The organism is Halobacteriovorax sp. DPLXC-1 (assembly GCF_036903125.1).
GTDB lineage: Bacteria > Bdellovibrionota > Bacteriovoracia > Bacteriovoracales > Bacteriovoracaceae > Halobacteriovorax_A > Halobacteriovorax_A vibrionivorans.
In genome coordinates this window covers 27,757-44,161 of sequence record NZ_JAYMCO010000002.1, presented here as the reverse complement: position 1 = coordinate 44,161, position 16,405 = coordinate 27,757, and the positions used below count along the sequence as shown (strand labels likewise).

At 36.6% G+C, this 16,405-nt stretch carries 9 protein-coding genes; 4 read left to right on the top strand and 5 right to left on the bottom strand.

Annotation, left to right across the window (positions count from 1 at the left end; translation table 11 throughout):
* A complete protein-coding gene (locus tag VCM44_RS08425; RefSeq protein WP_334678536.1) occupies positions 1 to 3,492 on the bottom strand; it encodes a hypothetical protein in 3,492 nt (1,163 codons plus the stop codon).
* Positions 3,489 to 4,064, bottom strand: a complete 576-nt coding sequence (locus VCM44_RS08420) for a hypothetical protein (protein WP_120404821.1) — start codon at positions 4,062 to 4,064, stop codon at positions 3,489 to 3,491. Before VCM44_RS08420 ends, VCM44_RS08425 begins: the two co-directional genes overlap by 4 nt.
* Positions 4,065 to 4,247: 183 nt before the next feature.
* On the opposite strand from VCM44_RS08420, the gene VCM44_RS08415 reads away from it, so the two are divergent.
* Positions 4,248 to 5,351, top strand: coding sequence for a succinylglutamate desuccinylase/aspartoacylase domain-containing protein (locus VCM44_RS08415; protein WP_334678535.1), 1,104 nt, complete (start codon positions 4,248 to 4,250; stop codon positions 5,349 to 5,351).
* On the opposite strand, the gene VCM44_RS08410 is transcribed toward VCM44_RS08415, so the two are convergent.
* Both VCM44_RS08410 and htpX read right to left on the bottom strand, forming a co-directional pair.
* Complete coding sequence (locus VCM44_RS08410; protein WP_334678534.1) at positions 5,341 to 6,642, bottom strand: M14 family metallopeptidase; 1,302 nt, start codon at positions 6,640 to 6,642, stop codon at positions 5,341 to 5,343. The genes VCM44_RS08415 and VCM44_RS08410 overlap by 11 nt on opposite strands.
* Positions 6,643 to 6,707: 65 nt before the next feature.
* Entirely contained in the window at positions 6,708 to 7,598 is an 891-nt protein-coding gene (htpX, locus tag VCM44_RS08405) for a protease HtpX (RefSeq protein ID WP_334678533.1), read from the bottom strand.
* Positions 7,599 to 7,803: 205 nt separating this feature from the next.
* On the opposite strand from htpX, the gene VCM44_RS08400 reads away from it, so the two are divergent.
* The 3 genes from VCM44_RS08400 to VCM44_RS08390 all read left to right on the top strand — a co-directional run bounded on the left by VCM44_RS08400 (position 7,804) and on the right by VCM44_RS08390 (position 11,974).
* Entirely contained in the window at positions 7,804 to 9,144 is a 1,341-nt protein-coding gene (locus tag VCM44_RS08400; protein WP_334678532.1) for a cyclic nucleotide-binding domain-containing protein, read from the top strand.
* Between the two features lie 89 nt (positions 9,145 to 9,233).
* The gene (locus tag VCM44_RS08395) at positions 9,234 to 10,619 is read left to right on the top strand and encodes a TldD/PmbA family protein (RefSeq protein WP_115362742.1); all 1,386 of its coding nucleotides are present in this window, start codon (positions 9,234 to 9,236) and stop codon (positions 10,617 to 10,619) included.
* Positions 10,619 to 11,974 (top strand): TldD/PmbA family protein, encoded by a 1,356-nt coding sequence (locus tag VCM44_RS08390; protein WP_334678531.1) that lies wholly within the window; start codon positions 10,619 to 10,621, stop codon positions 11,972 to 11,974. Before VCM44_RS08395 ends, VCM44_RS08390 begins: the two co-directional genes overlap by 1 nt.
* 30 nt (positions 11,975 to 12,004) lie before the next feature.
* Here the strand turns inward: VCM44_RS08390 and VCM44_RS08385 are convergent, their stop codons facing one another.
* On the bottom strand, positions 12,005 to 16,279 hold the full coding sequence (locus VCM44_RS08385; RefSeq protein WP_334678530.1) for a hypothetical protein: 4,275 nt from the start codon (positions 16,277 to 16,279) through the stop codon (positions 12,005 to 12,007).
* Positions 16,280 to 16,405 lie beyond the last annotated feature (126 nt).

Genomic DNA, 16,405 nt, shown 5'->3' with positions numbered 1-16,405 from the left:
TTATAGTGTATTTAAAACAGGGGCCCCTGGAATATTTCCTTGTGGTGGAGCAAATTGTCTTAAAGGTGCTGGATTAAGTCTTAGCTGGAATGGTTTCCCACTCGCATCAGTTTCCGTTTCACACTCATCTCCATCACATTTATAGATAGGAATTCTCGCTTCTCCACTGATCTTTAGATCTGGAAAGTTTGATGAAGCTGTCGTTGCAAGTTTGTAATCACCATCAGTTTTACATTCAACGCTTACTGTAAAATTAAATCTTTCTTTAGTGACTTCCATTTCTTCGCCATTTTCAACAGCACCAAGAGTTGTTGTTTTAGCGTCAACTTCCTCACCATCATCATCAACTGATGCTGGAATATTCTTTTGAAGTCGACAGGCCGTAACAGGTTCAACATGTGTTACTTTTATAATATTGTCGCTATATTCAATTTTAATATTAAATTCAACATCATCATCCGAATTATTATCAGGGTTTTCATCAACATTTGTTGGCTCTACTGGTTGAATTTCAGGTTCAACGACTGCAACGTTTTCATTATTAGATGTTGTCGTATTTACACTGATAGCAGGTGCGGCCACAACTGTTGCCCTAATATTATCTTCAAGTCCTCTGTTTCTAGTAGTTGAAGTTTGAGGAGTGTTTCGATTTCTTGAAAGGCCAACACTTCCATTAGTAGCGCTATTATCTGATTGTCTTAGTGCATCTGTACCATCTTCAAACATATCAAGTTGTCGTGGCGGGTTATTCGTATTTGTGGAAGCAGAAGTTGCATTATCACTTTGCTTAACAGCATCATCTACATTATCGAATAATCCAATTTGTTCAGTAGGAGATGGCCGAGGGTTTGTATTGCGAACACTATCTGTAGCAGCAACAGTTGCGCTTCTTCTATCGTTATCCATTATTTCTTCAATAGCGGCCCTTCTTGATTGAGATTTACCACTTGGTCCACGAGCAATTTCATCGGCCGTTAAAGAAGATTGTGATCTATTTCTAATAACATCTAATGCACTATCATATGCTTGTGGAGAAATGCGGTTGCCGGCCGCTCCATTAAATCTTACGCTAGGATTAATTAAGTCTGCTCTAAAAAGAGCTCCGGCCGCTTCATAATCGCTTAGGCGAACACCGTTTTGAATCTTGTTATCAACACGAGCATAAAATGCATTAAGCTCTCGTTGTGTCATATTATCAATATCACTTAAAACAGAATCCAATCTTGCTCGATCTTGAACAGGCTTTGCCATTGTCGGTTGAGTCTCATCTAATCGTTCGATAATACTCTTATCTGGCTTATTAAATTGGTACGCCCTTTGTATTCTTGCATTATCTTTGGCCGCTCCAGGTGTACTTTGATGACGGACAATTGAACTGTCAATATCATCGCCAAACTTAAGAACAATATCACCGTTTAAGTTTGGACTTAAGCCTTTTTCCTCTAATAATTTATAATGCTCAGGATGTGATGACTTACTAATCATAATACCTGATCCATCAGCAGTATAACGGACATCCTTAACTGCCATCATATCCATTGGAAAATCATCAGTGAAATGAAAGTCAATATTTGGATTAACAACATCATCACGTGATACCATTGTTCTAAAGTCGTCGACACCATTGAAGTTCTCACTTATTGGCCTAGAGCTAGATGTAATAGAAGTGTTAGACGATTGTCTTGAGAGACGATTATCAGCTTCCATTGTAACGTTACCATGCTCATCAAATAATGAACCTTGCTCTGGTGCTTTTGTTTGTACACCACCATTATCAGCTTGTGCAGTAACCTTACCATTCTCATCAAAAAGACGACCTTGTTCTGGTTCTTTTGCTTGTACTCCACCATTATCGGCCTGTGCTGTTGTCTTACCATTCTCATCAAATAACTCCCCCTGCTTAGGAGAATCATCTGCATTTCGTGAAGCGCTTGCAGTGCTATCAGTTGCATCACTTGCTTTTGAGGCTTGAGAAGAAACGCTAGAGGCACCATCAAAGTAATTAGCTCCTCGTCTTAGTGCATCTGAAGAAGTGGCCAGTGCAGTTGAAGCTCGTCTTTTTGTCGCAAAATCAAGAGTTTTACCAAGGTAGCCATTAAAGGCCGTTGGAATATTATCAAGTTGATTTGCCACACCTCTCATTGTCATAGCAGTAAGTTTATCAGCGGCCCAACCATATGCTTGAACAGCTTGTGCTACTTTTTTACCACCATACATCGCAGTTTTACCTGTTAATTTAGCGGCCATAGAGAAAGCTTTTACCAATTTATTTTTTTGTAGATTAACTACGCGCGGGCCTATTTTAACAGCGAATCCCTTACCTGTTTGAACGATTTTGGCCCCGGCAACACCAGCAATCTTAATCGCCTTACCCAGTGGAGAAAATAAACGTGACTTTGATACGGCCCTTGCTCCGACCATAATACCTTTACCTGCAACTTTTGCAGCATTGATCGTACCAGCAGTTAATAAACCAATTAGGACTTCGCCGCCTACAACGCCGACAATACCACATGCCATATTCAATTTTTGGCCACAAGTTGCACATTCAAAACTTGTCACTGGTTCGACGCAAGTATCTTCACCATTTGCATCTTTTTCAAATTTTGCACATGCAAAATTATCATAAATACTTTCAGTAATATAATTTCCAATACCAGTCATTAAATTGGCAAAACCATCTTTTAATGTATTCACTGGATCATCTAAGAGCTTATCAACAAATGATTCTTCAGCAGAAGAAAGTAAGTGGAGCTTGTCTGAAGCTGCATCTTCAGCTTCCTCAGACCCACTAAAGAAATTTCCTATTTTATTGCCAATCCAACTGAAACCACCAGCAGCGACATCCCAAAAGAATTCCGCTGTACCTATTAAGTTTTTAACAAGGCCATTCCATGCAGTAGAAAGGCAGTTTGTATCAGTAGACTTTGGACATTCCATTCCAAGCTTTTCAGTTATAACGTCGCCAAGACCAAATGAAACAGTACTTGCAGCGTTACAAATTAGATCGTTTACACATTCTGAAGTTGGTTGTGACTTACCCTTACACTCATAAATCTCTTCTAAAACTAGATCCATATCTCTTGCAAGAGTTAGCTGATCCATCACGTTCCAGTCTTGAGTAGCACAAGCATAAAACTCTTCTGCCTCTAAACCTTGAGCGCCATCTTTAATTGATGCGACTTCAAGTGCTAGAAAATCAGGACAATTTATCGCTTTTTCATCGTCACCTAATTTACGCTCAGATGAACTCTCAATACTTTCAACAATACTAGATGGTAATGCAACAGCATCAGAGCGCCAACGGCCAGATGCATCTGTACAGAGCGACTTAGCGGAAGCTAAGTATAATTGGGTGATTTCAACAACGACTTCATCTGGCACTGAGTTTTCAGCTTGTAGTGATAATTGCGCAAATGAATATGAATTAACAATTAAAGTAAGTTGTAATAATAAACTAGTGAATATTGTTTTAACTGAGTTTCTAATCAAGACTCTCCTCCACGTCTACACGATAGACTTTGAAGGACACTATTAATTATTTGACGATCTGATTTTTCATCAGTCATATTCATTAAATACTTAATGTGGAATACTTCTCCACTACAATTGGCATAAATACTCTTTTCTTCAAAATGTTTTTTAGAAACAATGTATTGATGACCGACAGAAAATGAGCTTATTTTAGGTATAGAATTCTCACGAAATTTTAAAAACTTTACGCTTTCGCCTTCATATTTCTCAACCCAACTCAGTCTTCCTTTCTTATAATCGTCAACTTGAGATTTAATCATCTGGCGATCAAGACTTTTGCTTTTAATTTTAGTTGGTGTAAATGAGATGATACTTCGATGGCCACTTGCATGCTTCTTTGACATTAGAACATATGGGAAGCCTAAGATATTTTCTTCAAAACGCCAGTCCTTAGGAACATCTCCTGTAATGACGGCCTTCTTTGTTTTATTTTTAACAACGAAATTACTTGCAAACGCACTACTTGCCGTTAAATACACAACAGTACAAAAAACAAGATGAATGACGCTTTTAAGGCAAGGCTTTCTCATAGTAGTTTTATCGGTAATTTCTTCTTAATACTTAATAAATATTACTGAAGATATTAATATTATTAGTATGTTATAATAGTACTAAATTTTAGGAAATCCCCTCTTCTGTATTCAATAACTTATACTAATTAGGGTGTGAAAACAGCGGCTTAAATAATTGGCTATGAGTAAAAAGGAAAGATGATGTTAACGAAAAGATCTCAAATTATTGATGAAACCAATCAAGGGCAATACGCACTCAATATCTATGAATTAACACCAGAAAATATTAATGAAAATGCACCGACAGTCTATATACAAGCAAATGTTCACGGCGCAGAACTTCAAGGGAATATGGCCATATTAAAGCTTTTAAATCTCTTAGAAGACAAGAAGATTAATAGTAAGATCACCCTAATTCCAAATGCCAATCCTTATGCGACTTCTGTAAAAATGGGAACCTACACTTATGGACGATTCAACCCTATTACCGGTGATAATTGGAATCGCATGTATCTGGACTTCTTCTCACAGTCACAAGGACAAGGCCTTATAAGTGATGATGAAATCAAGGAGTGCAAATCAAAACAAGATTATAAAATTCTTATAAAAAATAAAGTTAATGAGTATCGTCGCTATCACCAAGAGTATGGAATAAATGAGAATAAGAATCTCTTTATCACTCTCCAGGAACTTGCCAGTGATGCCGACATTGTCCTAGATCTTCACACGGCCGGAGTTGGATGTCGTTATGTCTATGGCCCAGATTACTTGAAAGAACAAATGAAAGAATTAAACTTTCCATTTAACCTAGTTATTCCTCCAGAATTTGGCGGGGCCATGGATGAGGCAACTTTTTATCCATGGGTAAAATTTCATGAAATTCATAAGAGTGAAAATACATTTGAATCCTACACTCTCGAATTAGGAAGTGAAGAGATCATCGATTCAAAAGCAGGCAAGGCCGATGCGATCAATATATTTAACTACCTAGTTAAAAAAGGCGTTATCGAAGATAAAGAAATAGAATGTCCAAAAAATGAAGCAACATTTTGCTTACTTAAAGACTACAAATCATTCTTTGCACCAAAGTCAGGTTTTGTGGAATACCATAAGTCACCAGGCGAATTCTTTAAAAAAGGTGAAAAGATTATGAGTCTATACCACTTTGATAAGATGGAGAGGCCAGAAGAGGTCATAACCCCTATTTTGGCCCCAGTTGATGGCATCGTCATAAATCATGCCCCAAGTTCAAATGTGAAAAGGGGCATGAATATATTAGAGGCCTTTACAAATTTTACCTCTTAAAGCTAAGCTTAAAGTCTGAAGCCTTACTACCTTCTGGCAGAACAATAAAGTAGCTTCCGTCAGGATTAATACGATACTCTGTTGAGAAATCTTCATTTTCAACTTTTATCGTTGTTGCATTCTTATTAATTCCTCTAACCATTGGGCCATCAAGACGATCTAGGAGAAGCTGCCAACCCAAACGATTATGGGCAACTGTTGGATCTCTTTTATCATAAGATGGTTGAAAGCCATCAGAGCGTGGACTAACCTCAATAACATAAGGGATGACTTGCTCTTCTTCATACATCCAATCAATATCTGATCCGTCTACAGAATACAGCGTTTCCCAAGCAGTCCCTGGAGTATAATTTAAAACACGTCCAAGCTCCTTTCCAATTCCCTCTACAACCTCACGATTAAGAGTTCTTTGGCCACGGCAACCATATGGGTAAATAACAAGTTCTGAATAGGCGTGATAAGAAATATTAAATACTGGTTTTATCTGTGAGACAAAGTTCATAAGAACATTAGTTTCAGGCTCACTTGCGGCCTCACTTCCGCGATATGTTTGTGAGAATTTCCATCCACTTGAACCACGACAAGCATTCCAATTAGTTGGATAGTTTCGGTTGATATCTACACCGTAGCCACCTCTCGCATTCTTGCGCCACATATTCTCACCTTCCCATACTTTGATATTTCCATCAATATTCACAATAGGAAGAACATAAATCTCATTCGAATCTACCCAATGAGTAATCTTTTGATCTTTGTTATACTTCGTTAAAAGCTCTTTAATAATGTCTGTCGTTACTTCTGCTGTCATAATCTCACGTGAGTGGTGCATACCATTAAATAAAACAGAAGGCTCACTAACCTCATCTTCATCTACATTATCTGAGATCTTCATTGCATAAATCGAGCGTCCTTCTAGAGTCTCTCCAATCTTGATTTTCTTTGCAATTGTTGGGTATTTTTCAGCATACTCAGTCATAAGCGCTTCAACTTCTACAGAGTTTAAATAGCGCTCATCAATAGAGCTTGTAAGAAGCTCATTTCGAGATTCGTTGATTTTGAAATTATATTTTTTAAATTCAATGAATTCATCTTTCGTTAGGGCCACATCAATTAGCTCATTTTTAATATCCACACCAAGAACATCAAAACCATTTTCTTGCAGGCCCTTAAGAGTTTTAGCGTAATTTGATTTAGCGTTGATGGTAAGTACTTTTGATGCTTTCGTAGAACTGCTATGGGCATAGCTAGTCAGTTGAGACAGCATCCATGCTGCCAAGATTAACTTCTTCATTATAACTCCTCATGTGTTAATTATATAATTATCCGCCATGAGGAGATTTTGCACAAATAGTGTTATTAAATGTTAGAACGGCTTTGAAGAGCGTGTATTCTCTTTTCTAATGTAGGGTGAGAACTAAAAATCTCGGCCATTGTTGTGCCACTAGAGATTTTAAAAGCACTCATATTAGGGTTGCTATTATCAACCATTTTAGTACTTTGTTGCAGCTTTCTAAGAGCAGCAATCATTTTCTCACGTCCAGCAAGGCGCGCACTTCCTGCATCGGCCCTATATTCGCGAAAGCGTGAAAACCACATTGTTATTGGCATTGCCAGTAGTCCAAAGACAATATCTAAAACAACAACGAGCATTGTTTGAGCAAAGTAGCCAAGACCTGGTCCTTCATCGTCTTCAGAACGCATAGCATTTGAGATTGCCATGGCAGCTAAACGAGATAAAATCATAACAAAGGCGTTTACCACACCTTGTACAAGTGCCATTGTTACCATGTCACCATTGGCAATATGGGCAACTTCATGTCCAATTACACCCTCTGCTTCATCACGACTCATGGTATGAATAAGTCCAGCAGAGACAGCTACCATGGAATTATTTCGACTTGGCCCTGTAGCAAATGCATTAACTTCATTTGAGTTGTAAATATAGACTTCTGGCTTCTTAATTCCACTTAATTTAGCGTAATTTGATACAGATTGAGCAACCCATCCGTAATTAGGATCGTTTTCACTAATTTCAGTCATTGGATACATTCTTTTTGCCATAAACTTTGACATGGCCAAAGAAATAAATGATCCAGCAAATCCCCATACAGAACAAAAGATGATAAGCATTTCAAAGCTATATCCACCTTGATTCATATGCATTGGAATCCCTAATAGACTAAGGATGATTCCAACTGTTGCGACAACTAAGATATTAGTGAGAATAAAGAGTCCGACTCTTAACATTGTATTTTACTCCATTAAAAAATAATAATATCGACATAATTATGCCTGAAAGCTCTATACGGTCAATAACAACCGTATTGCTTGACAAAAAATTTACAAAAATTCTCCTGGCCCAATAAAAAATACTAAAGAATTAAGGGATTTAGCCGAAGTTAATTAATGAAGTTATAAAACTTCTCAATATTGAGTCAATAAGTCGGGTTAAATGTTTAATAACAAGGTCGTCACAAAGAATGAGATTATCTGGAACGCAATCATATTTGTTGCTGTAATCTTTACTGCTATTGAGGCCCCTTTTTCGTTCATTTTTCAAACCAAGATTCAAAAGTGGCAATTAGTAAGTGATCTTATTATTTCAGGACTTTTTGTAGGTGATCTGATTTTTCGTTTTCAAAAGAAACGTGAACAAAATATGAAGTTCACATCTAAAGGCCATCGCTTAAAGTGGATGACACTTATGAGCGTCGACTTAATTGCCTCAATTCCTTATGACATCTTAAGTTACGCGCTAGGCTTTCACGCTTTTACTTACTTTAGATTATTTCGCTTAGTACGAGTTGTAAGATTATTTGAAATAGTCTCACATCTTGCCTTTGTGCCAAAGGCCATTAAATTTACGGCCATTTTAACTGTCTTCTCAGTTGCAGTTCACTGGATTAGCTTATGCTGGATTATGATTGCTCCAATAGATCAGGCGCAAGTCATTGACCGAACTTCACATTATATAACGGCCATGTATTGGACGGTAACTACTCTTACAACAATTGGTTATGGAGATATTACTCCTACGACAAATCAAGGTCGCCTCTTTACGATGGTGATCATGATCTTAGGAGTTGGTGTTTATGGTTTTGTCATTGGTACTGTAACAAAAATGGTTCAAGATGGTGAGCGCTACAAGCAACAAAACCGTGAGAAGATGCATGATCTAGCAAGCTTTATGAAGCATTATAATGTTCCAGAGAGACTTCAACAAAATGTTTTCAGTTATTACAATCACCTTGTAACAAAGAGACTTACAGAAAACGATAATAAAATTATTAATGAATTACCTCAGGCCCTTCAAAGTGAGCTATCAGTTTACATGAATATGAAGTTAATTCGAAATCTGCCATTCTTTAAGAATTTAACATCAAGCTGCCTTAAAGAGGTTGCTGGTGCCCTTGAGCAAAAATACTACGGACCTGGACAAACTATTATCAATATCGGTGAGACAGGAAGTGAGATGTATATCATTGGCCATGGTAGTGTTGAAGTAATTCTAAGCGATGGAAACGTTGTAGCAACTCTTCACGAAGGTCAAATCTTTGGTGAAAGTGCTCTCCTACACGACACGAAGAGAAATGCTAATGTTCGCGCTCTTGGATATTGTGAACTTTACCGACTCGACAAAGAACAATTTGATGAAATCACAACACGTCATGATGAATTAATTGATCGAATCTCATCTCTAACCTCTCGTCGCTCAGGTGATCGTTCAGAGCGTCATTCAGCAAGTGTGAAACGCATTCAGCAAAAGCTTAAAGAACAAGACGAAGCTGCGTAATAAAGATAATCTATTGCCTCATTAGAATGAATTACCTTCCTTTAAACATGTTCATTTGTTAGAATATTCTCACTTTTGGAGGATATACTATGTTAGATAATCAAATCGCAAAAGAAGTTATTGACTATGCAATGTTGCGTGGTGCTGACTTCGCAGAGATCTTTATTGATCGCCAAACTTTTGAATCAATCTCAATTAAGAGCTCAAAAGTCGACAATATTGAAAATGGAATTAATTTTGGTATCGGAATTCGTCTCTTCTATGGAACGAAAGTACTCTATGGATATACTAATTCAAAAAAGAAAGAAGATCTTTTAGATATTGTTTCTTCTCTTAGTGCAAAAGACTTAAGAGATCCAATCACGACAGCGACAAATTTTAATTTTGAAAAAATTAATCAAGCACACTTCGTGCAAACAGGTCTAAAAAATAATATCTCACTAGATCAGAAAATACCTCTACTTATGGCCATTGATGAAATGACTCGTAAGCAGACTGATAAAATCACGCAAGTTCCAATTGGAACAACTCAAAGAATGCAAGAAATTGAAATTTTCAATTCTGAAGGTTTACACATTACAGATGAGAGAAATTATATTCGCCTAAGAGCATCTTGTATTGCAAGTGATGGAACGATTCAAGATAGCGCAGGATACTCTCCAGGGGCAATGCTTGGTTGGGAATTCATTCTTGGACAAGATCCAAAGTATATTTCTGAAAAAATGGCAAAGGAAGTTCTAACAAAGCTTAAGGCCAAGCCATGTCCAGCTGGAAAAATGCCAGTTGTAATTGATAACGGATTTGGTGGAGTAATCTTTCACGAAGCTTGTGGTCACCTATTAGAAACAACGTCTGTTGCCAAGAAAGCATCAGTATTCTGGGATAAGAAAGGCGAGCAAATTGCTTCTAGTGTCGTTAGTGCTGTTGATGATGGAACAAACCAGAACTATTGGGGATCGATTAATATCGACGACGAAGGTATGGCCACTCAGAAAACACAACTAATTAAAGATGGAATTCTTACAAACTTTATGGCCGACAGAATGGGCGCTCAAAAAACAGGTCACCCAAGAACTGGTAGTGCAAGACGTGAGTCTTATAAATATGCTCCTACTTCACGTATGAGAAATACTTATATTGAAGCAGGAAATGATAAGTTTGAAGATATGATCTCTTCAATTGATCACGGAATTTACTGCGCTCAAATGGGCGGTGGCTCAGTTAGTCCAGGAACAGGAGAGTTTAACTTTTCGGTAATTGAAGGATATGAAATCAAGAATGGAAAGATTGGAGATGCTGTAAAAGGAGCAACTCTAATTGGAACAGGACCTGATACCCTAACAAAGGTTTCCATGGTTGCTGATAACCTCGATTTTGCCGCTGGTGTATGTGGTTCAATTTCAGGTGGTGTAAATACGACCGTAGGTCAGCCAGCACTTAAAGTTGACGAGATCCTAGTTGGTGGAGGTAAGTAATGAGCACGAAGACAAAACAACAAACACAAAAAGAAATAATTAATAAAACCCTTAATATGGCAAAAGACATGGGATTAAATGACGTTGACGTTATCATCTCAGGCTCTGAGTCTTTCTCACTAAAAGCAGACAGTGGTGAATTAAGTGAGTATAAGAAGGCCAATACAGGTGCCCTTGGTGTACGTGTTATTAAGGATCAAAAGGTAGGTCTAAGCTTCACTGAAGACCTAGGTGATGATGCAATTAAGACTATTCTTGAAAATGCAGCACAAAATTCGAAATTCTCAAAAGTTGATGAATACCAATTAATTGAAGAAGGTACACAAGTTGATGATATCAACCCTGTGGCAAATATTGAGTATTCACCTGATGCTAATGAGATGATTGAAAAAGCACTTTTTTTAGAAGAAGAAGTTAAAAAGCGTGATAGCAATTGTGAGTCTGCACCTTATAATGGAATGGCCGAAGGAATTTCAAATTTTGCCATTGGAAACTCAAAAGGTGTTCTTTGTACACATCAGTCAAAATCATATACTGCATACACATCTGCTCTTGTAAAAAAGGGTGATAAGAATGCTATGCACTACCTATTTGATTCAAAAAGAGACTTTAGAGAACTAGATTACGATAAAGTAATTAACGGATCTCTTGAAGTGGCCAATAACTTCATCGATGCATCCCAAATTAAAACTGGTGATTATGATGTTACATTTGAAGTTGATCTCTTTGATAATATCATTTCAAGTTTCATGCTACTTTTTAGTGCGAAGGCGGCAATTGATAAATCAAATCCATGGCGTGAGAAACTAGGAGAAATGGTAGCTGATTCAAGACTAACTTTTAAAGATGATCCATTCTTTAAGGCAGGCCACAGTGTTTGTCCATTTGATGGTGAAGGAAAGAAGAAACAAACCAATACCCTACTAGAAAATGGAAAGCTAGTTCAATTTCTTCACAATAGTGCTACAGCAAGAGAGCTTGGACTAGAAAATAACTTCTGTGCAACTCGTGGAGCAAAGAGTCCTCTTAGTGCCACGACATCAAACTTTCTAATTGAAGCAGGAACAAATACACAAGATGAGTTCAACTCACGTCGATATGTGGAAATTCTAACGGCACAAGGGCTTCACAGTGGTATCAAACCAATCTCTGGTGAGTTTTCACTTGGAGTAAGTGGACGTATTTGGAATAACGGTGAAATAGAAACTTACTTTAAGGATGTAACTGTAAGTGGAAACTTCTTTAAGATGCTAAGTGAAATTGATCTTATAAGTGATAAAGTTGAAGCATCAAGTGATCACTCACTTTTCACTCCTAAAATTCTATTTAGTAATTTAATGATTGCAGGATCATAAAAATATTAAGGCCACGAAAGTGGCCTTTTTTTATTCTAATACCTTTGGAAAAACATATAATTGATAGCGTTGCGAGATGATTTGAAATAAAGAGACACCATCTCTTTCCCACTCTTTATCTTGCTTAGAAAGCTGTGCCCTGCGACTATCTTTTTCTTTTAGATTTCTAAGATGATCTTTTAATTGTCCTGCCGTCATTTTAGAGTTACCAATCGTAACAACAGCGTCATCATCCATTTCAAAAAGGCCTTCAGTATCTTCTAAGTTACTAAAGTCTATTAAGCTATCCTCGTTTAGTGCATTTGAACCCACTTTAGTATTAGAAGAAGTGCCAACACCACCCTTACGAGACTTACCATTCTTTAAAGCATCCGGATTTATTGCTTCTTGAGAATATCCTTCTTGTTCGCCATTTGACGATGTATCTTCACCTTGCATTCCTAAGCGTGATCCTCTAGAGCGCTGACTGCTACCGCTACCAAATGTTCCATCTCTAAATGAATCAGAAAGAGAAGATAAAACACCATCATGCTCGGAACGTCTTTCATCTGCTAATTTTTGTAAATTATCAAATTCAGAAGATTTCCCTCGCTTCTTTAGGGCATCCCTCATTAAACCCAGATCCTTACGACGACGATCGTTATTAGAGATCTGTCTTGAAACTCCTCTACTTAGATCAGAAATGGCCTTATTGCTTGAGCCTTTTCCTGCTTCTAGACGACCTCGAATAGAAGAATTGGCGCCTTTCTTATTAGTCATAGCATCTTTGAAATTATTTGTAGCGGTACTAAAACCTGAAAGCCAATTGGTAAACTCACCAAATCCATTATTAAGCTGTATCTGATCCCATGGCTGCTGAGTTTGCTTTCTATCTAGTTTTGTATTATCAGTAAGACCTTCTTTAACAGTATGCCAATAATTATGCATTTTAAGTGCGTACGCAGCTGTGGACGAGAGATTAGCAAGGGTTTGTCCCATGTAATTATTCATCTTAGCTATAAGAAGCTCAAAATACGGAATGAGTCCTGGTGTGATATAATAATCAAGCTTTGTTACCTTAGGAGCATAGAAGTGATAACGATAAGCATATTGAGCAAATTCTTGTGCCATACGCTTACGATCCGTATTTTCACTCTCAAAGCCATTATCTTCAGATATTAAAGTTGATAAGAAATATCCCTTTGCATGATCGCGATAGTAATTTGTGACCTTATCATCAAGCGGAAAATAATTTAATGTCTTTTCTTTTTGAGCATTAAAACGTATCGGACTTGAAGAGCGATAGCTCGTATTATAATTTGAGCTCATATCAGGTAAGAAAGGATCAATTATCCTAAGTGCTACTCCACCTTCTCGTTTGACGTATGTATTTCTGGAGCAAACACCTACGGCCATCTCCTGATTACAGACATCATTTTTTCGCGACAAGAATTTCATACATTTAATTTTATATTTTTTACCAACTGTTATACCTGCTACTTTCCACTTACTTTTTCGACGTGGCCCACAAATATTTTCAGGACCTCTTTCAGGATCAAGATCCATGTCAGCATCACTTAAAATTCCCATCACTCCTGTCATTGATACATTTACGATGCGATTAAATAATGAATTCTTATGAAGGCCTAAAAACTTCATCAATTCCATGATCCAACAAACAGGATAAAGACATTTTCGAGATAAAGTATATTTTTGACCATTATATTTAATGTAGTTCCAATTATATTCTTTTAACCATTGCACAGTATATTCAAAGAGAGCTGTACCATGTGATAGATTTTGTAGACTTGCATCTTCAATGGCCTTAATTTTCATAAGGGCCATATCTCTTAAGAATAAAGTGAAATCCTCACCGTGTCCCTTTGCTGTCTCTTTCCTTATCGCTTCAAAAGAAACTTTTCCTTGTGAGACAAACTCATCATAACGAGAAGTCTTATCACACTCTCCACTTCCAATACATGCCGTTACTTTATCAAGAGTTTGTACAAAATAATCATTTTCTCTTTTGGCAACATTATAGCCTTCATTTTTAACAATTTTTGTCCCAACAGAGTTTTCAACAATACTCTCGTTACCACCGGCCTCTTCCACGGCCTCGACTTCTTTTTTGTGAACTGTATCAAGATAATCTTTAGAACCTACTTGGTTACAATTTTCTTCATTTTCATCACACACCGTTTTTTCACTATTAATGACATATGAATCATACATCCCAAGCCCATTACAATTAGCAATGTAATTGGCCTCAACATCAGGTTGTAACCAATCCGTAGGACTCATTGGGCCGACTGTATCAACACAGCGACACATCATCTCAAGAGATCTTTTCTTTAGCGTGGAATATAGTTTATAAAGTGAATGCTTATATTTTACGGCCTCAAACCTAACAACATCTCTAATATTATAACGTCCATTTCTATCCTTAGGGTTATTACCATCAAAACCAGCAAGATATTTAGGATCTTTTCTCATATAATAATTAATAATGTTATTTTGAGCATCAGCAGTAATCTTTCCATTATAGAATAAATGAAGAAAGATCTTTTCTTCTTTATCAGGAAGATTATTTAGATAGTTTTGAATTTCTTTTAAAGCTGCCTCACCCACACTTTGATCAAATTCATCCCAAAGAGGTTTTCCTTTGCCAACCATCGATGGATCAAAGAGATCAAGATTATAGCCTCGCATTGAGTTTACTTGAACATTCCAATTATATTCGATGTTACTGGTACCAGTTAAGTTTCCTCTAGCTGCTTCAGCAGTATTATACTGGGATTTAATATGAAAGAAATCTCCTTCATCTTTACCACCAGTTGTATAATCCATAGCAAACATCATCATCATCATTTCAAAATAACTATCTGACTGCTTTGATAGAAAATCACCGAAGAGATTTACACGACATGACTTCATATCTGAGATTGATATATCTTTAAATAAAGGAGAGCTGTCATCCATACCTGAATATAATTTATAATCAGGATCTGTTGAATCACCACCTCTTAACATTGAGATATAATCAGCTTCAATAACACCATCATTAATATTAACTTTAATATTATTTACACAATTATCAATCCTAGATTTTCTTCTCGAGGTATTAGGGTCTCCAAGTTGCGTATTCTTATCAATACAGCTATTTAAAGCACTTATATAAGGTGCTTGAAACGATTCAAAGGCACTCTCACTATGTTGAGGGTGTTTTGGATTAGTCTTTGTTTGGTTTCTAAAGTCATCTAAGATCTTAGTTGCCTCAGCTTTTTTACGAGCAACTGCACTTTGGTGATTGGCCTCAATTGTAATTTTATCTGATAATTCCTTAAAACATTCCTGTCTTGGGTATTCATAAGAAAAACCACTATCGCGATCTCTTATTTTAACTGGCTTAGAATCACAATTACTAATTTGTGACTCTAGTTGATTCATATAAGTATTAATTTTCGAATTGTTAACACCATTGTCAGTTAATAGCTTTTTCATATTTGCTTTTGCGCTGACAACTGAAGTTTTTAATTGTTCACTTCTTTCAACTTCAGCAGCTTCTACACTTGGAATTAATAACTCCATTAAGAAAGCAGGAATTGCTGAAAAAGACGGAATAATTGGAGCACAAACTCCGTTTGAGTTTTTAAATAAAGACTCACAACATTCTTGATTCTTTCCTGGTCGACTTCCAATACCAATACATGAAGAGCATTTATAATTTGCTTTACACGTTTTTGTTTCTTTATCACAACTATTAGAGCAGCATTCAGAGTCACGACGACAGCTTTCTTTAAAAGTTTGGCAAGTATTGATATCAGTAACCCTTATCATTCTCTTGCATGAGCCCTCTAGACAATAATCTGAAAAAATAGAACAGTGTTGATTCTTATTTTTAGGGATAAGGCACTTTTCATAAGGACGCTGTGACTGATCTTTCACATCTAACTTAATTGGGAAATCGCATACCAATTTACCACTACATTGATTAGTGGCCGAGTAACAAGCATCCCCAGCATTAAGATACTTCTTTTCAGAATACATATACTCAGAAAGTTTGTGTGCTCTTTTGTTCTCAGGTTCTTTTTCTAATTTAGAATAAATAAGATTTTGAAATTCAGTACTTGATTCAGGTAGTCCTTGCTTTATATATTCAATAACTGCTTTTTTATCTAGCTTCTTTGATGAACCTAGTAATTTTTTAATCTTAGGGATTTCACTTTTTTGAATTGATTTAAAATTATTCCCATAGACACTGACTTGTGAAACAAGAACGAGGCCAAGAAGTATAGTAAAAATATTATTGAATTTTGAGCGAAGCATAAGTTTCCTCTAGTGGCCTCTCATTAATTTTTATTAAGAGGCATCATTATTTCATATACTTATTTTATCGGAAGAATGAGTTCATTACTCAAGTGTATTGTAGGATGTTGAAATTAGGTAAGATTT